The organism is Roseobacter sp. OBYS 0001, assembly GCF_019654895.1.
GTDB lineage: Bacteria > Pseudomonadota > Alphaproteobacteria > Rhodobacterales > Rhodobacteraceae > Roseobacter > Roseobacter litoralis.
In genome coordinates, this window is the sequence record NZ_BPES01000003.1 from 232,125 (window position 1) to 248,712 (window position 16,588).

The 16,588-nt window shown below is 57.5% G+C and carries 17 protein-coding genes; 15 read left to right on the forward strand and 2 right to left on the reverse strand.

What is annotated here, in order from left to right:
• Position 1 precedes the first annotated feature (1 nt).
• The 12 genes from K5Q35_RS08865 to K5Q35_RS08920 all read left to right on the forward strand — a co-directional run bounded on the left by K5Q35_RS08865 (position 2) and on the right by K5Q35_RS08920 (position 9,510).
• A complete protein-coding gene (locus K5Q35_RS08865; RefSeq protein ID WP_013962953.1) occupies positions 2-559 on the forward strand; it encodes an NnrU family protein in 558 nt (185 codons plus the stop codon).
• Positions 560-575: 16 nt separating this feature from the next.
• Positions 576-779, forward strand: coding sequence for a DUF1737 domain-containing protein (locus K5Q35_RS08870; RefSeq protein ID WP_220799297.1), 204 nt, complete (start codon positions 576-578; stop codon positions 777-779).
• Positions 779-1,813 carry a MaoC family dehydratase gene (locus K5Q35_RS08875; RefSeq protein ID WP_013962951.1) on the forward strand — a complete coding sequence of 345 codons (1,035 nt, stop codon included), beginning with the start codon at positions 779-781 and terminating at the stop codon, positions 1,811-1,813. The genes K5Q35_RS08870 and K5Q35_RS08875 overlap by 1 nt, the downstream gene beginning before the upstream one ends.
• A 126-nt stretch (positions 1,814-1,939) precedes the next feature.
• Positions 1,940-2,659, forward strand: coding sequence for a DUF4344 domain-containing metallopeptidase (locus K5Q35_RS08880; RefSeq protein ID WP_259650504.1), 720 nt, complete (start codon positions 1,940-1,942; stop codon positions 2,657-2,659).
• 55 nt (positions 2,660-2,714) lie between these two features.
• Positions 2,715-3,380: a DUF1194 domain-containing protein gene (locus K5Q35_RS08885; RefSeq protein WP_220799299.1), complete on the forward strand. Its 666-nt coding sequence runs from the start codon at positions 2,715-2,717 to the stop codon at positions 3,378-3,380.
• Between the two features lie 154 nt (positions 3,381-3,534).
• Complete coding sequence (sdhC, locus tag K5Q35_RS08890) at positions 3,535-3,918, forward strand: succinate dehydrogenase, cytochrome b556 subunit (protein ID WP_013962948.1); 384 nt, start codon at positions 3,535-3,537, stop codon at positions 3,916-3,918.
• A gap of 10 nt (positions 3,919-3,928) precedes the next feature.
• Positions 3,929-4,300: a succinate dehydrogenase, hydrophobic membrane anchor protein gene (gene sdhD / locus K5Q35_RS08895; protein ID WP_013962947.1), complete on the forward strand. Its 372-nt coding sequence runs from the start codon at positions 3,929-3,931 to the stop codon at positions 4,298-4,300.
• 52 nt (positions 4,301-4,352) lie between these two features.
• A complete protein-coding gene (sdhA, locus tag K5Q35_RS08900; protein ID WP_013962946.1) occupies positions 4,353-6,158 on the forward strand; it encodes a succinate dehydrogenase flavoprotein subunit in 1,806 nt (601 codons plus the stop codon).
• A gap of 235 nt (positions 6,159-6,393) precedes the next feature.
• Positions 6,394-6,744: a hypothetical protein gene (locus K5Q35_RS08905; protein ID WP_220799300.1), complete on the forward strand. Its 351-nt coding sequence runs from the start codon at positions 6,394-6,396 to the stop codon at positions 6,742-6,744.
• 153 nt (positions 6,745-6,897) lie between these two features.
• Entirely contained in the window at positions 6,898-7,677 is a 780-nt protein-coding gene (locus tag K5Q35_RS08910) for a succinate dehydrogenase iron-sulfur subunit (RefSeq protein WP_013962944.1), read from the forward strand.
• Between the two features lie 9 nt (positions 7,678-7,686).
• Entirely contained in the window at positions 7,687-8,400 is a 714-nt protein-coding gene (locus tag K5Q35_RS08915) for a ZIP family metal transporter (protein WP_220799301.1), read from the forward strand.
• A gap of 264 nt (positions 8,401-8,664) precedes the next feature.
• Positions 8,665-9,510 (forward strand): DUF1989 domain-containing protein, encoded by an 846-nt coding sequence (locus tag K5Q35_RS08920; protein WP_013962941.1) that lies wholly within the window; start codon positions 8,665-8,667, stop codon positions 9,508-9,510.
• A 104-nt stretch (positions 9,511-9,614) separates the two neighbouring features.
• Here K5Q35_RS08920 and deoD read toward each other — a convergent pair whose 3' ends face one another.
• Complete coding sequence (deoD, locus tag K5Q35_RS08925; RefSeq protein ID WP_220799302.1) at positions 9,615-10,319, reverse strand: purine-nucleoside phosphorylase; 705 nt, start codon at positions 10,317-10,319, stop codon at positions 9,615-9,617.
• Positions 10,320-10,382: 63 nt separating this feature from the next.
• The gene (locus K5Q35_RS08930; protein ID WP_220799303.1) at positions 10,383-12,350 is read right to left on the reverse strand and encodes a protein meaA; all 1,968 of its coding nucleotides are present in this window, start codon (positions 12,348-12,350) and stop codon (positions 10,383-10,385) included.
• Between the two features lie 249 nt (positions 12,351-12,599).
• On the opposite strand from K5Q35_RS08930, the gene K5Q35_RS08935 reads away from it, so the two are divergent.
• The 3 genes from K5Q35_RS08935 to K5Q35_RS08945 all read left to right on the forward strand — a co-directional run bounded on the left by K5Q35_RS08935 (position 12,600) and on the right by K5Q35_RS08945 (position 16,474).
• Entirely contained in the window at positions 12,600-13,970 is a 1,371-nt protein-coding gene (locus tag K5Q35_RS08935) for a 1-acyl-sn-glycerol-3-phosphate acyltransferase (protein WP_220799304.1), read from the forward strand.
• A gap of 135 nt (positions 13,971-14,105) precedes the next feature.
• On the forward strand, positions 14,106-15,386 hold the full coding sequence (gene ccrA / locus K5Q35_RS08940) for a crotonyl-CoA carboxylase/reductase (protein ID WP_013962937.1): 1,281 nt from the start codon (positions 14,106-14,108) through the stop codon (positions 15,384-15,386).
• 368 nt (positions 15,387-15,754) lie between these two features.
• On the forward strand, positions 15,755-16,474 hold the full coding sequence (locus K5Q35_RS08945; RefSeq protein ID WP_220799305.1) for a LuxR family transcriptional regulator: 720 nt from the start codon (positions 15,755-15,757) through the stop codon (positions 16,472-16,474).
• Positions 16,475-16,588: the final 114 nt, after the last annotated feature.

Genomic DNA, 16,588 nt, shown 5'->3' on the forward strand with positions numbered 1-16,588 from the left:
AATGTTACTCCTGATCGCCGGCCTGATCCTTTGGATCGCCGCACATTATTTCAAACGCCTGATGCCACAACAGCGCGCGGCGATGGGAAACGCGGGCAAGGGTGTCGCCGCCGTTGCGATTGTCGCATCGCTGGTTTTGATGGTGATGGGGTACCGGGCTGCAGACTTTATCCCCGTCTGGCAACCTCCTGCCTTTATGATGCACGTCAACAACACGCTGATGCTCTTTGCGCTCTGGGTCTATGGATCGAGCGCTGCGAAGGGCGCCAAGGCGTGGCCTGCGTACAAACTGCGTCACCCGCAGCTGGTAGGGTTCAAGATCTGGGCGCTGGCGCATTTGCTGGTAAATGGCGATCTCGCGTCGATTATTCTGTTCGGCGGGCTGCTTGCCTGGGCCGTGGGGTCGGTGATCCTGATCAACAAGGCAGAACCTGAGTGGACCGCACCTGAGCGGGCGGGCATGGCGACGCGCGTGCGTCTGGCAGTGATCACGCTGGTTCTCTACGGGCTCATTTCAGCCGTTCACATATGGGCGGGCGTCTGGCCATTCCCGACCTAACCCCGGAGCATTGCGCATGATACTTTATCGCTTCCTCTCAGCGGAGGATACTTCCGCCTTTTGCCATAAAGTCACGGATGCGTTGAACAAAGGCTGGTCCTTGCACGGCAGTCCGACGCAGACGTGGGACCATCGTGCGGGTGTCATGCGCTGCGGGCAGGCGGTCACGAAAGAGGCACCCGGCACCTATACCGCTGACACCAAACTCGGAGAGCACTGATGCGCACCAAGACCAATGACGGCCGCTTTTTCGAAGACTATGCGGTCGGGCAGGTGATCAATCATGCAGTGCCCCGCACGGTCAAAATGGGCGAACGCGCGCTTTATCATATGCTCTATCCGGCGCGGCACGCACTTTATTCATCAGACCAGTTTGCGCAAACCTGTGGGATGCCATTCAGCCCGCTGGATGACATGATCGCCTTTCATGTGGTCTTTGGCAAAACCGTGCCGGATGTGTCGCTGAACGCGATTGCCAATCTCGGCTATGCCGAAGGGCGCTGGCATCTGCCGGTCTGGCCCGGGGACACGCTGCGCTCACGATCCGAGGTCATCGGGGTCAAGCAGAATTCCAACGGGAAAAGCGGCGTGGTCTGGGTGCGCACCACCGGCCTGAACCAGAACGACGAAACGGTCATGGACTATGTGCGCTGGGTGATGGTGCGCAAACGGGACCCGGAGGCGGATGCGCCCGAACCGGTGGTGCCGGACCTTGCCAAAGTGGTCGCGCCGGATACGCTGGTGATCCCGCGCGGTCTGGATTTCACGAACTATGATTTCACCCTCGCCGGTGAGCCGCATCGCTGGGGTGATTACGAGGTGGGTGAGACGATTGATCATGTGGACGGCGTCACCATAGAAGAAGCAGAACACATGATGGCGACCCGGCTGTGGCAGAACACCGCCAAGGTTCACTTTGACACCTCGGCGCGCCCGGATGGCTCGCGATTGATTTACGGGGGGCATGTGATCTCGATGGCGCGCACGCTCAGCTTTAACGGGCTGGCGAATGCGCAGATGATCGTGGGGCTGAATGGCGGCGCGCATGCGAACCCCTGTGTCAGCGGTGATACTGTGCGCGCCTGGTCCGAAGTGCTGGACAAGGCCGAAACATCTGCGCCGGGCGTTGGCGCGATCCGTTTGCGTCTGGTGGCGACCAAGGGCGGCGCCCCCTTTGATCTGCGCGGTGAGGATGGGAAATACCTGCCCAACGTGCTGCTGGACCTCGATTACTGGGCCTTGATGCCCGTGTAACAGCGCGACTTCGTTGCGCGCGCCGACTAACCTGCGCGCATCTTACGCGTGTCCTACATGATTGTTGCCGCCTGCGCGCTGCGCTTCCTTGCAGGGCATCGGCGCGCATAGATGGAAAGGCCAAGCATGCGTAAAGCGTTCATTGCGATGCTATTCGCGGCCACGCTCGTTTTGCCGGCGACCGCGAAATCGGATGACCGGACGGATGATTTCGTAACCGCAAATGCGCTGGCCATTCTCTATCACGAGTTGGGTCACGCGTTGATTGATATTCTGGACTTGCCCGTCTTCGGTCAGGAAGAAGACGCAGCGGACGTGTTGAGCGTGTTGCTGATCCATCAGCTTTACGATGACGGCGATGCGAGCGACATCATCTATGATGCGGCTTTCGGGTTCCTGCGGGAAGCGGAAGAATATGAACCCGCGCTCTGGGGCGTACATGGTCCGGACCTGCAGCGCTATTACACGATGATTTGCCTGTTTTATGGCGCTGATCCCGATGGTCGCCATGACCTCGCAGAGGAGCTTGATCTGCCGGAAGAACGACGCGACACCTGTTCCGATGAATTTGAACTGGCCGAGGCAAGCTGGGGGCCTGTGCTGGATGAGATTGCTGAGGAGGCGCCGGGTAAGAGCCTTGTTTTTAAGGGCGACGTAACCGGTTTGCTTGGTGGAGTGCTGGCCGAGGAGGTTGCCGCGCTGAACGCCGATTTTGCCCTGCCCGACAGCGTTTATCTGTCAGTGCAGGACTGCGACGAAGCAAATGGGTTTTATGCCCCGGAATCCCGCGAGATCATTCTGTGTTCTGAACTGGACGGATATTTGCGCGGCCTGTCGAATTTTTGATCGCTGTTTTGCTGAAAATGCTGGGCATGTCCCGATAGTGGCGTAACCTCGGCTTATGAGATTTATATGGGCTGCCGTCATTTATTTGTTTGGGTCCGTGCAGGCTGCGCTGGCCTGCCAGTTGGCGCTTGTGTTGGCCGTCGATATTTCCGGGTCTGTCGACAAACACGAATATCGCATTCAGATGGACGGGCTTGCTGCGGGTTTGAGGGACGGCATCGTCGTCGATGCGTTGCTGGAGCAAGAGGCGATGGTGACGCTGATCCAATGGACGGGGTCAAGCCGCCAGCGGCAGACCATACCCTGGACAGCGATCCGCGCGGCCGAAGACGTAGCGCGCCTTGCAGACCAAATAGCGGCGGATGAACGGGTTTGGCGCAACTATTCAACGGCCGTCGGAGAGGCTCTGATCGCGGCGGAACAGGCGCTAAAATCCGTGCCGCATTGCGCACGCAAGGTCATTGATGTGTCCGGTGATGGAATATCAAATGAAGGTGCAGCGCCGGACAGTCGCAGAGCGGCACTGACCGCGTTGGGGGTGACGGTCAACGCGCTGGCCATTGAAACCGATGAGGACGATCTGACGGGCTGGTTTTACGAGAACCTCATCCACGGTGAGGGTGCCTTTGTCATGACCGCAGACAGCTTTGAGGATTATCCGGCGCAGATAAAGCGCAAACTCCAGCGTGAAACGACGCGACAGCTCAGTCGAAATGATTAATGTGATCACGGTTTTGTTAGGTGTGATCACAAAACGCGCAAAAGGGAGAATTTTGTTCAGATCGCGCCAATTTAACGCGCTTTTTGGCCGATGCCGCAGGTGACAAGTGCAATAATAGGAGTAAAAGAATATCAGCGAACAAAAGGAACATATCATGGCTGATGTGAATCGGGGCAACCGTCCCTTGTCACCGCATCTGAGAATCTACCGCCCGCAGCTCACGTCAATAACCTCTATCTTGACGCGGATCACGGGAAACGCACTGCTGATTTCCTCCCTGCTGGTTGTGTGGTGGTTTCTCGCGGCGGCAACGTCGCCTGAATCCTTCGCGGTTGCCAATGGCGTGCTGACCAGCTGGTTCGGTGATGTGGTCATGACCTTGTCGCTCTGGGGGCTATGGTATCATACGCTTGCCGGTGTGCGGCATCTGATCTGGGACCAAGGCATCGGCCTTGACATCGAAACCGCGTATAAAATGGGCTATGCGGTGATCGGCGGATCTTTTGTGCTGACACTTTTGACCATCATCTTGATCTAAGGGGCCTGTGATGAGCTATCTAACCGACCGAAAGCGCGCTGTGGGCCTTGGATCTGCCAAGTCCGGGACGGAACACCACTGGTCGATGACGGTCAGTTCCGGTGCGCTGCTTATTCTGATCCCGCTGTTCGTCTTTACCTTTGGCCCGATGCTGGGCGCGTCATACGAAGAGGTCACGGCCTATTTCGCCCGCCCGTTCCCGGCGGTGATTGCCGGTTTGACGATCATTGTAACGTTTAAGCACTTTGCAGGGGGCGTTCAGGCGCTACTTGAGGACTACGTGCACGGTGTGGCGCAAAAAGTGGCGATCGTGGCGATGACATGCGTCAGCTATGCGGCCATGGGTTTTGGCCTCTATGCGATTGTTCGCCTCGCACTGTAAAAATCATTCCGGCGCGCGCCTGTGTGCCAGCTAGACTTCCGGGAGTTACTCGATGGCTGAATACGAATATGAAACACATGAATACGACGTTGTCGTCGTAGGAGCAGGCGGTGCTGGCCTGCGTGCGACTCTCGGCATGGCCGAGCAGGGGCTTCGCACCGCCTGCGTCACCAAAGTGTTCCCGACCCGCTCTCATACGGTTGCCGCGCAGGGCGGGATCGCCGCTTCGCTGGCCAATATGGGCCCGGATAACTGGCAGTGGCACATGTACGACACGGTCAAAGGCTCCGACTGGCTCGGTGATACGGATGCGATGGAATACCTCGCCCGCGAAGCGCCCAAGGCGGTTTATGAGCTGGAACACTACGGTGTCCCGTTCAGCCGGACAGAAGAGGGCAAAATTTACCAGCGCCCCTTTGGCGGACATACAACCGAATTTGGCGAAGGCCCCGCCGTGCAACGGACCTGTGCCGCCGCCGACCGGACGGGCCACGCCATTTTGCACACGCTCTATGGTCAGTCGCTGAAAAACAACGCGGAATTCTATATTGAGTATTTCGCGATTGATCTGATCATGTCGGATGATGGGGTCTGTCAGGGTGTGATGTGCTGGAAGCTGGATGACGGGACGCTGCACCTGTTCAGCTCGAAAATGGTCGTTCTGGCGACAGGCGGCTATGGCCGGGCCTATTTCTCCGCCACGTCGGCGCATACCTGTACCGGGGATGGCGGCGGGATGACCGCGCGTGCGGGTCTGCCGTTGCAGGATATGGAGTTTGTTCAGTTCCACCCGACGGGTATTTATGGGGCCGGGTGCCTCATCACCGAAGGAGCAAGGGGCGAAGGCGGCTATCTGACCAACTCCGAAGGCGAGCGTTTCATGGAACGCTACGCACCGCAGTACAAGGATCTTGCGCCGCGCGATTATGTCAGCCGCTGCATGACGATGGAAATCCGCGAGGGGCGCGGGGTCGGCGCGAACGGCGATCACATTCACCTCAACCTCAACCATCTGCCGCCGGAAACGCTAAAGCTGCGCCTGCCGGGTATTTCGGAAAGTGCGCGCGTCTTTGCGGGCGTGAACCTCAACAAAGAACCGATCCCCGTTTTGCCGACCGTGCATTACAACATGGGCGGCATTCCGACGAATTACTGGGGTGAAGTGCTTGCGCCGACGCCGAATGAACCCGATCGTATCTCACCCGGTTTGATGGCCGTGGGCGAAGCGGGCTGTGCTTCGGTGCATGGGGCGAACCGGCTGGGGTCGAACTCCCTGATCGACCTTGTGGTCTTTGGCCGTGCGGCGGCGATCCGGGCAGGCAAGATTGTCGATCCCGACAGCCCTGTGCCAAGCCCGAACCAGAAATCTGTTGAGGCGGCACTGGATCGGTTTGACAATGCACGCTACGCCAAAGGGCATATGCCAACCGCAGAACTGCGCCTTGAAATGCAGCAGACCATGCAAAAAGATGCAGCGGTGTTCCGCGCCAATGAAACCCTTGCTGAAGGCAAGACGGCGATGGAAGAGGTTGCGGACAAGTGGGCGGATGTCGGCGTCACCGACCGCAGTTTGGTCTGGAATTCCGATCTGATGGAAACGCTGGAACTCTCCAATCTGATCCCCAATGCCGTGGCCACGATCACTGGCGCTGAGGCGCGCAAGGAAAGTCGTGGTGCGCATGCGCATGAAGATTTCCCGGAGCGTGATGATGAGAACTGGCGCAAACATTCGCTGATCTGGTTCAAGGGAAACAAGGCGAGCCTCGGCTATCGCGGCGTGCATGAACAAGCGCTTACCAGCCACAACGATGGCGGCATTGATCCCAAAAAGATCGCCCCGAAAAAGCGCACGTTCTGAGATCAGACTGCGATACCTGACAAAGCGCCCCAGACGGGGGCGTTTTTATGTACAGCATTTTGCGTTTTATCTGAGGCATTCGCATCGCGAGACGCGCTCGACCGAAGGAAGAGGCAATGACGTGTGATCGAAATCAAACGCAAAATGCTTTAATCAGCGTCCGGATCGTGCAAAAAACAACGCATAAACCGATAAGCGCTGCGGCAGAACCAGCGCGTTTGGAAAGGCAGAAATGATGCAGAAATTGAGTTTAGTGGCGGCGGTGCTCTGTTTGAGCGCGTGTAGCGGGATCCAGCAGGCGACCGATAAGGCGGGCCGGGATGCCGCGAAAACGGTACTTCCAGAAGCACTTGCGGTCTATTTCCCACAGGTGCCAAAACAGTTGTTTGAACCCTTCACGGATTGCGTGGTCGATAATGCAAATGCAAGTGAGGTGCAGGCCCTCGCTGCAGACGCGGTTGTTGGCGTGGATCAAGGAACAGCGGATACAGTGCGCGCGGTATTGGCACGCCCCGAAACGCAGTCCTGCCTGAGCGCACGCGCCACAACGATGGATTTGCCGATACCCGGCCTGTCCAACACCTGACGCGCCGTGCATCGGCAAGCGTGCCAGGAAAGGCGCCCATGCCATAGATGCGGGGCAGAACTGCGGCATTCGGCTGCACCTGCATGCTGATGAGGTGCATGGAAATTTAAGCGTCATGCGGATAGTATCACGCTCAAAGAGGAATTCAGTCACATGGTTCAATTATCACTCCCTAAAAACTCCCGCATGACCAAGGGTAAAACCTGGCCGAAACCCGAAGGCGCGACCGACCTGCGTAAATTCAGCATTTATCGCTGGAATCCTGATGACGGTCAAAACCCACGCCTGGACACATATTTTGTCGATATGGACACATGTGGTCCGATGATTTTGGACGCACTGATCAAGATCAAGAACGAGATTGACCCCACGCTGACCTTCCGGCGCTCTTGCCGCGAAGGGATTTGCGGATCTTGCGCCATGAACATCGATGGCATCAACACGCTGGCCTGTATCTACGGAATGGATGAGGTAAAAGGCGATGTCAGGATCTACCCGCTGCCCCACATGCCCGTGGTCAAAGACCTGATCCCGGACCTGACGCATTTTTATGCCCAACACGCATCGACCATGCCATGGCTTGAAACCAAGACGAACCGCCCGGCAAAAGAGTGGAAGCAATCCATTGACGACCGCAAAAAACTGGACGGTCTCTATGAATGCGTGATGTGCGCCTGCTGTTCAACGTCATGCCCGTCTTACTGGTGGAATGGGGACCGTTACCTTGGGCCAGCGGCATTGCTGCATGCCTATCGCTGGATCATTGACAGCCGTGATGAGGCGACCGGTGAACGGCTCGATGACTTGGAAGACCCGTTCAAACTGTATCGCTGCCACACCATCATGAACTGCGCCAAGACCTGCCCGAAGGGCCTCAACCCTGCGGAAGCGATTGCGAACATCAAAAAGATGATGGTAGAACGGCGCGTTTAACCCTGCGCTATGGAAAGTGCGGTCGATAGCATCTGGGGCGCGCTTGTCCTTGCGACACTTGCGGGCGCGTCCATCCCTTTGGGGGCCTGGCTGGGCACCTTTCACCGCCATATCATGCCGGATTGGCTGGAAGACGAGGCCCGCCACGGCGTGGTCGCTTTCGGGGCCGGGGCCTTGCTGGCGGCGGTTGCCTTGGTCCTGATCCCCGAAGGCAGTGAAAGGTTGGACCCCTTTCCCGCTTTGCTCTGGTTTTTTGCCGGCGGTGTAGGTTTTGCGCTCATCGACAGGGTGCTCAGCAAAACCGGTGGGCGGCTCTCGCAGTTTCTGGCCATGATGATGGACTATCTGCCCGAGGCGCTTGCCCTTGGTGCCTTGATTGTGGGGGATCCCGGCGCGGCCCTTCTGGTGGCGGGGCTGATTGCGTTGCAGAACCTGCCGGAAGGGTTCAATGCCATGCGCGAGATGTCGCAGGACAGGCCGGTGCCGCTCTGGATCTTCTTTGTGATGGTTCCCCTTGGGCCGCTTGCAGCTTTTATCGGTGTGACGCTGCCGCCGGAACAGGATGCGTTGATCGGGGCGGTTATGATGTTGGCTTCGGGGGGTATACTCTATCTCATGCTGCAGGATATTGCGCCACAGGTCCGGTTGGATAACGCCATGCTTCCCCCGCTTTGTGGCGTTCTTGGGTTTGGGCTTGGTCTGGCGGGGGATTTGTTCATCTGATGCATATCGTCATTGGTCTTTTGTTCGCTTTTGTTCTTGTGATGCTCTACGCGCGCAAAAACCGTGCGACGCGTCTGTGTCGCTGGCGCTCCGACCATACGGGTGACCATGATGCCTTGTTTAAATACAAATGCGCCGCCTGCGGGGCGGTAACCTATACCGGGACGAAAGACTCCCCAAACATCTGCCTTTCAGACCAGATGTGATGCCGCCATCTGATCCATAGCGACCATGCGACGACCCAAATCCGGAGGATAGACACACATGAGCGAACCAAAAGATGCTGATGCCCGCCGCGCGGTCAAGCCGGTGATCTGTTACCCGGTTGAAACGTTGCCCGCACCCGATATGGCGATGTACGCGCGCGCGCGCGACAGTCTGAGCAAAGTCGATGAGGTGCTCGTTCCCGCACGCGATGCGCGGTGTTTTTCGGTTCCGCGTGGCCACTTCTTTCGCATCACCTCGGTGGAGGGCGCGCAGGTTGGCGATCTCAACCTGCACAACGCGCAGGATGTGTCCGAGCGGTTTTATTCCGGAAAGACACGCGCCCTGCATGGTACGCATCTGACAACCGGCCAGCGCATGTGGTCCAGTTTCCCGCACCTGCGCCCGATGGCGACGATCACGCAGGATACGTTGGGTTGGTACGGCATCGATCCTTTTGGCGGGTCGGTGCACGATGTGATCGGTACCCGCTGCGACCCCTATACGCATGCGCTGTTGTCCGACGGGGGACAGTATCACCATTGCTGCCATTCGAACCTGACGCGCGCCCTCTCCGATCACCTCGGGGTGTCGCGCGCTGAGGCGGAACCTTTGGTGCATGATGTGCTCAACGTATTTATGTGCACAGGGTTTACCCGCGACACAGGCCAGTATTTCATGAAGGCCAGCCCGGTGCGGCCGGGTGATTTCATCGAGCTTTTCGCCGAGATCGACCTTTTGGGCAATCTGTCGGCCTGCCCCGGTGGGGATTGCTCCTCTGAGCATTCAAGCGATGCTGCGTCCTGCCACCCATTGCTGGTGGAGGTGTTCAAACCTGCGCCGGACGCTCTGGCAGGTTGGAACCCACCGGCGGCGAACAGCTATGACGGAACCCACGGTCCCTGAAGCGTTGCGCGTAAATCCTGAATCACTTGTTCGCGGCCCCTCTCTGCGGTCCAACGCGAACAGTGATATGCAATGCCTCAAGTTAAACTCGAAAAGCGATCGTCTCAGGCGAAGGCGGCCTCCAGCGCGATTTCGACCATATCGCCAAAGGTCTGTTCGCGATCCTCAGCCGGGAGCGCCTCGCCGGTTTGCAGATGATCGCTGACCGTGAGTATCGCCAGCGCACGCCTTTTGTGGCGCGCGGCCAGCGTGTAAAGTTCGGCGGCTTCCATCTCGACGCCGAGGATACCGTGCCGCACCATCTGTTCATCCAGATCGGGGCGTTCGGCGTAAAAAACATCCGATGAATAGATACCGCCCACATGGGTGCGCGTGCCTTTGGCCTTGGCGGCGGTGACAGCAGCGGCCAAAAGATCATAATGCGCGGTGGGCGCAAAATTCACCTCACGGAAAATCCCCGAAGACGGCGAAGTGATCGTGGTGGCGGACATGGCAATGATCACGTCACGCACGGCCACATGCGGTTGCATGCCGCCGCAGGACCCGATGCGGATCAGGGTTTGCGCGTTATAGGTTGAAATCAGTTCATTGGCGTAGATCGACAGCGAGGGCATGCCCATGCCGGAGCCCTGGATTGTCACGCGGTTGCCTTTGTAGGTGCCGGTGAACCCCAGCATGCCGCGCACTTCGTTGACCAGTTCGGCCCCCTGCAGAAAGGTCTCCGCCGCCCATCTGGCGCGGTAGGGATCGCCCGGCATCAGCACGGTTTCGGCAATCTGGTCGGGGCGGGCACCGATATGGATGGTCATGCAGGACTCCTTTGGCAGTTCGGTGCAGTTAACGGCACCTCACTACCCTCTGCAAGCCATCAGCTACTGTGCTGCCACCGCCTGAGGGTCCGCCAGCGTGACGATATCCATCATGATCGTGTTGAGTTCAAAGTCCTTGGGCGTGTAGACCCGCGCAACCCCCATTGCGCGCAGGCGTTCGGCGTCATCATCCGGGATGATGCCGCCGACGATCACAGGCACATGGGACAGCCCGGCCTCGCGCATCTGGGTCATCAGGTCTTCGACCAGCGGAATGTGGCTGCCGGACAGGATCGACAGGCCGACCACATGTGCCCCGTCCTCCAGCGCGGCGTTTACGATCTCCGCCGGGGTCAGGCGGATGCCTTCATAGGCGATTTCCATGCCGCAATCACGGGCGCGCACGGCGATTTGTTCGGCCCCGTTGGAGTGACCGTCCAGCCCGGGTTTGCCCACAAGGAACTTCAGGCGGCGGCCCAGTTTGTCACTGACCACATCCACCGCATCGCGCAGATCATCCAGACCTTCGGTCCTGTTGGAACGCGCACCGGACACGCCGGTAGGTCCGCGGTATTCACCATGCACGGCGCGCATCTGTGCGGCCCATTCGCCCGTGGTTACACCCGCCTTGGCCGCTGCAATAGAGGCGGGCATGACATTGCGCCCCTCTTTTGCCGCTGCGCGCAGATCGCCAAGCGCTTGTTTGACGGCCTCTGGGTCCCGCGCGGCGCGCCATTCATCAAGGCGCGATATCTGCTCTGCTTCGACGGCCGGGTCGACGACCATGATGCCACCATCGCCCGTCATCAGCGGCGAGGGTTCCCCCTGCTGCCATTTGTTGACACCGACAACGATCGTTTCACCCGCCTCAATACGGCCCAGACGATCGGCATTGCTGTCCACGAGGCGCGCTTTCATATAGTCGATGGCCTCAATCGCGCCGCCCATACTGTCGAGGTTCGCGAGTTCCTGACGCGCACCGTCCTTGAGTGCTTCGACCTTCGCATCGACCGCCGGATTGCCGTCAAACAGATCATCAAATTCCAGAAGGTCCGTTTCATAGGCCATGATCTGCTGCATGCGCATCGACCACTGCTGATCCCACGGACGGGGCAGGCCAAGTGCTTCGTTCCACGCAGGCAGCTGGACGGCGCGCGCGCGTGCCTTTTTGGACAGGGTGACCGCCAGCATTTCGATCAGGATGCGGTAGACGTTGTTTTCGGGTTGCTGCTCGGTCAGACCAAGCGAGTTGACCTGCACACCATAGCGGAAACGGCGATATTTCGGGTCCTCAACACCATAGCGGTCACGGCAAATCTCGTCCCACAGATCGACAAAGGCGCGCATCTTACACATCTCGGTCACAAAGCGGATGCCCGCGTTCACGAAAAACGAAATACGGCCCACAAGTGCGGGGAAATCCTCCTCCGGGACGCGGGGTTTCAGCGCATCCAGCACAGCGGTCGCGGTCGCCAGCGCAAAGGCGAGTTCCTGTTCCGGCGTCGCGCCCGCCTCCTGCAAGTGGTAGGAGCAGACGTTCATCGGGTTCCATTTCGGAACATGCGTATAGCAGTATTCGGCCACATCCGCGATCATCTTGAGACTGGGAGCGGGCGGGCAAATATAAGTGCCGCGGCTCAGATATTCCTTGATCAGGTCATTCTGTACCGTGCCTTGCAGCTTTGAGATATCCGCGCCCTGTTCCTCGGCCACGGCAATATAGAGTGACAACAGCCAAGGCGCGGTCGCGTTGATCGTCATCGAGGTGTTCATCTGATCCAGCGGGATCTGGTCAAACAAGGCGCGCATATCGCCCAGATGGCCAACCGGCACACCGACTTTTCCGACCTCGCCCCGGCTCAGGATATGGTCGCTGTCATAGCCGGTCTGGGTCGGCAGATCGAAGGCCACGGACAGGCCGGTCTGCCCTTTGGCAAGGTTTGAGCGATAAAGTTCATTTGACGCTTTCGCGGTGGAATGGCCGGCATAGGTCCGGATCAGCCAGGGTCGGTCTTTCTGCGGGTGCGTCATATGCGTCATCCTGAATCAGCTTGAGTAATTTTCTTACGTGCAAGCTGCCATATGCGGAATTTTATATCAATGCAAATTTGCCGCGCTGCAGCAACTCGGCTGTGCTTTATCCTGCTTTACGCCATGTGCCGACCCTTGGCAAAGACAGCCCCGCGTGAGTGATGCAGGAAAACGATGGTCGCACGCAGAACGCTGCTGTTTGGGCACGAAAAAGGTTTACCCATCGCGCAATTCTTGAAACAAGCTAGCATGACTTCGACAGTGGAATTGCCGGTTTGGTTTTTTGTGCTCATCCTGCTGTTCGCGGCAGTGACTTTCGCGTCCCACTTTCTGTTTCCTTCCGTCAGGTGGTTTTTCCGGCGTCGTCTTGAACGGGCCGTTGCACAATTGAACGAACGTCTGACGCGACCGATCGAACCTTTCAAGCTGGCGCGCCGCTATGACATGATCCAGCGTCTGATCTACGACCCTGAAGTGACACGCGAAATCGTGAACTATGCTAAGAGCCATGGCGTGCCTGAAAACGTCGCCTTTGAAAAAGCCCGCAGTTATGCCCGCGAAATCGTCCCCAGCTTTAGTGCAGTGACCTATTTCGGACTTGGCATCCGTCTGGCGCGCATGCTCGTCAATTCGATTTACGAAGTATGGACCGGCCCAAAGAACGACGCGATCATCAAATCCATTTCAAAAGACGCCACGATTGTCTTTATCATGAACCACCGCTCCAACATGGATTACGTGTTGGTGACCTATCTGGCCGCGCAAACATCTGCTTTGTCCTATGCGGTGGGGGAATGGGCGCGTGTCTGGCCGTTGAGCCGGTTGATCCGGATGATGGGGGCCTATTTTATCCGGCGTCGCTCGCGCGGTGCGCTTTATCGTAAGGTGCTGGAGAGATACGTGCAGATGGCCACCGAAGGGGGCGTGGCGCAGGGAATATTCCCCGAAGGCGGGCTCAGCCTGACAGGTCGCTTGATGCCGCCCAAGATGGGTCTTTTGTCTTATCTCGCGCAGGGTCCGGACGGTCCGGAACGGGACGTGGTCTTTGTGCCAGTGGCAATCAACTATGACCGTGTTCTCGAAGACCGGGTGCTGATCGCGGCGGGTCAGCGGGGTGATCGTCGCTTTGGTGCCCGGATATCGGTGGCCGTGCGATTTATCCTGCGCAAATTCTGGCAGGCCCTGCGGGGTCGTTACGTACGATTTGGCACGGCGGCAGTTGTCTTCGGCGAACCTTTATCCATACGCGGATACTGCACTGAAAATTCAGTGGACGAGTTGGCGGCTGAATTGATGCGGCGCATTGAAGACGCCATGCCGGTGCTGATTGTGCCTTTGCTGGCCCGCCAGTTTCAAAAACACACGGGGCCACTGTCAAAGGACCAATTGGTTTATGAGCTGTCCCGGGATGCAGCGAGGCTCGGCGATCATATGCCCCATATGTCGCAGCCTGATTTGGCAAAAGCCGTTGGCAAAGGTCTGGTTCGCATGCGGCGCAACAACCTGCTCGATCAGCATGACACCCAGTGGCAGATGATTGAATCCGAACGGGCGGTCATAGATTTTTACGCGAATTCCATTGCGCACAGATTTCCGGATGATCAGGTGCGTGCGTCATAATTTCTGCACACGCTCGGTCATAAAGTTACAAAAATGAGGTCTCATATGTTGCAATGTTGCGCGTGAGAACTTATTCAGGGCGCAGAGCGACGCGATTCTGCGACGCGGCATGACTGAAACAGGCTGGAGACTGCAATGGCACTGGATACGACCGTCGCCCATTACGAAGCACCCGAAAAAGATCTCTATGAGGTCGGTGAGATGCCACCGATGGGCTATGTGCCAAAGCAAATGTATGCTTGGGCCATTCGCCGCGAACGGCATGGTGAACCCGACAAGGCGATGCTTCAGGAAGTCGTGGATGTGCCCGAGCTCGACAGCCAGGACGTGCTGATATTGGTGATGGCGGCAGGGGTAAATTACAACGGTGTCTGGGCCGCCTTGGGTAAGCCAATCAGCTTTTTTGACAGTCACGATGAACCTTATCAGATATGCGGGTCGGATGCGGCCGGGATCGTTTGGGCGGTCGGAGATCGTGTGACGCGCTGGAAAGTGGGCGATGAAGTGGTCGTGCATTGCAACCAGGACGACGGCGATGACGAGGAATGTAACGGGGGCGATCCGATGTATTCGCCATCGCAGCGTATTTGGGGTTATGAAACCGCTGATGGGTCGTTCGCGCAATTCACACGCGTTCAAAGCCAACAGCTTATGCCCCGCCCCAAACATCTGACCTGGGAAGAGTCTGCGTGCTACACGCTGACACTGGCAACGGCGTACCGGATGCTGTTTGGTCACGAGCCGCATGACCTCAAGCCGGGGCAGAACGTGCTGGTCTGGGGCGCATCGGGTGGACTAGGGTCATATGCGATCCAGCTGATCAACACCGCAGGTGCCAATGCAATCGGCGTGATTTCGGATGAAAGCAAACGCCAGTTCGTGATGGACCTCGGCGCGAAAGGTGTCCTTAACCGCAAGGATTTTAACTGTTGGGGCCAGTTGCCGACAGTGAATACGCCGGAATATGCCACATGGTTTACAGAGGCGCGCAAGTTCGGCAAGGCGATCTGGGACATCACCGGTAAGGGCGTGAATGTCGACATGGTGTTCGAACACCCCGGCGAAAGCACGTTCCCGGTTTCTACCTTCGTGGCGAAAAAAGGCGGCATGGTGGTCATCTGTGCGGGGACCACGGGCTTTAATCTGACGTTTGACGTGCGCTACATGTGGATGCATCAGAAGCGCTTGCAGGGCAGTCACTTTGCCCATCTCAAACAGGCGAGTGCCGCCAACAAGCTGATGCTGGAGCGTCGACTGGACCCTTGCATGTCCGAAGTCTTTAGCTGGGCAGATCTACCGCAAGCGCATATGAAGATGCTGCGCAATCAGCATAAGCCCGGCAACATGTCGGTGCTGGTGCAGGCTCCGACAACAGGACTGCGTACACTCGAGGATGCTTTGGAGACGCGCGGTTAACCGCCTACTGAGTCGTTTTACCTTCGAAAGCCCGCGAATCACCCCAGTGAGTCGCGGGTTTTTTGTTTGAAAAAACTGACGCTCTTTAGGATCAACAGGTTAGAAAATCGCGCTTCCCTATTTCTGGGGAGTATATATCCGCGAATTTTAAACGTGGTTACTAAATGGTAGAGTATTCTTAATCATTCGTTAACCTTTGAGAGGCGAGTCTACCATGCGAAGCGACTGGATACTGGACGTTCTAACGGACCTAAAAACTTTTGCCACGGCCAACGACCTGCCTGTACTTGCAGAACAGTTGGACGATACTGCAATTGTTGCATTGGCAGAGATTGCCTCGCTTCATGAAAGGACGCAGAACAACGCTCATGGCGACGAACAAAGTAGTGGAGGAGGTATTAGCGGCGCTGGAGCAAGCGGACACGCTTGAAGGAATCAATGAGGCGGTATTCGCGCTTCGGGGTCATTACGGCGTCGAGAATATGGTCTATCATTGGGTCGACAGCGCTGGTGATCAATACGGCTACGGAACATACCCCCTTGAGTGGGCGGCGCGGTACCAAGAGCAGAACTACATTCGTATAGATCCGGTCGTGATCGGTTGTTACCAGAGATTCCACCCTGTGGACTGGAAGCGATTGGACTGGTCGAGCAAAGCTGCAAGAGCGTTTCGTGCAGAAGCTGCAACATTTGGGTTAGGGAATCAGGGATATTCGATTCCCATCAGAGGACCTAACGGCCAGTTCGCGCTCTTCACGGTAAACACCAGTTGCGACGATGAGGAATGGGAAGAATTCACGGAGAGTAACCGGAGAGAGCTGATCCTGATTGCCCACTATTTTAACCAAAAGGCGCTGGAGTTCGAGCCGAACAAAACACCGGAGCAATCACAATCCCTCTCGCCGCGCGAGGTTGATGCGATGACGCTGCTTGCCATCGGATACAGCAGGGCGCAAGTCGCTGAAACTCTTTCTATTTCTGAACATACGCTGCGCGTTTACATCGAAAGTGCGCGGTTCAAACTAGGCGCCGCCAATACCACACATGCGGTCGCCCGGGCCCTCAGCAGAGGCCTGATTGTGGTCTGAGTCTTTGGCGTTTTGAGTGCCAAAGGTTACCAACACGCGCGTGCGGGTTGGCGGCTGTTAAGCATCCTCAAGTTATTCCTTTGGTCATCAAACGAACCGACCAGAGGAAAAAAC

Excerpts from the sequence above, each read along its gene's own strand:
- K5Q35_RS08865 (WP_013962953.1), top strand. The coding sequence starts at position 2 with ATGTTACTCCTGATCGCCGGCCTGATCCTTTGGATCGCCGCACATTAT.
- K5Q35_RS08870 (WP_220799297.1), top strand. The coding sequence starts at position 576 with ATGATACTTTATCGCTTCCTCTCAGCGGAGGATACTTCCGCCTTTTGC.
- K5Q35_RS08875 (WP_013962951.1), top strand. The coding sequence starts at position 779 with ATGCGCACCAAGACCAATGACGGCCGCTTTTTCGAAGACTATGCGGTC.
- K5Q35_RS08880 (WP_259650504.1), top strand. The coding sequence starts at position 1,940 with ATGCGTAAAGCGTTCATTGCGATGCTATTCGCGGCCACGCTCGTTTTG.
- K5Q35_RS08885 (WP_220799299.1), top strand. The coding sequence starts at position 2,715 with ATGAGATTTATATGGGCTGCCGTCATTTATTTGTTTGGGTCCGTGCAG.
- sdhC (WP_013962948.1), top strand. The coding sequence starts at position 3,535 with ATGGCTGATGTGAATCGGGGCAACCGTCCCTTGTCACCGCATCTGAGA.
- sdhD (WP_013962947.1), top strand. The coding sequence starts at position 3,929 with ATGAGCTATCTAACCGACCGAAAGCGCGCTGTGGGCCTTGGATCTGCC.
- sdhA (WP_013962946.1), top strand. The coding sequence starts at position 4,353 with ATGGCTGAATACGAATATGAAACACATGAATACGACGTTGTCGTCGTA.
- K5Q35_RS08905 (WP_220799300.1), top strand. The coding sequence starts at position 6,394 with ATGCAGAAATTGAGTTTAGTGGCGGCGGTGCTCTGTTTGAGCGCGTGT.
- K5Q35_RS08910 (WP_013962944.1), top strand. The coding sequence starts at position 6,898 with ATGGTTCAATTATCACTCCCTAAAAACTCCCGCATGACCAAGGGTAAA.
- K5Q35_RS08915 (WP_220799301.1), top strand. The coding sequence starts at position 7,687 with ATGGAAAGTGCGGTCGATAGCATCTGGGGCGCGCTTGTCCTTGCGACA.
- K5Q35_RS08920 (WP_013962941.1), top strand. The coding sequence starts at position 8,665 with ATGAGCGAACCAAAAGATGCTGATGCCCGCCGCGCGGTCAAGCCGGTG.
- deoD (WP_220799302.1), bottom strand. The coding sequence starts at position 10,319 with ATGACCATCCATATCGGTGCCCGCCCCGACCAGATTGCCGAAACCGTG.
- K5Q35_RS08930 (WP_220799303.1), bottom strand. The coding sequence starts at position 12,350 with ATGACGCACCCGCAGAAAGACCGACCCTGGCTGATCCGGACCTATGCC.
- K5Q35_RS08935 (WP_220799304.1), top strand. The coding sequence starts at position 12,600 with ATGACTTCGACAGTGGAATTGCCGGTTTGGTTTTTTGTGCTCATCCTG.
- ccrA (WP_013962937.1), top strand. The coding sequence starts at position 14,106 with ATGGCACTGGATACGACCGTCGCCCATTACGAAGCACCCGAAAAAGAT.
- K5Q35_RS08945 (WP_220799305.1), top strand. The coding sequence starts at position 15,755 with ATGGCGACGAACAAAGTAGTGGAGGAGGTATTAGCGGCGCTGGAGCAA.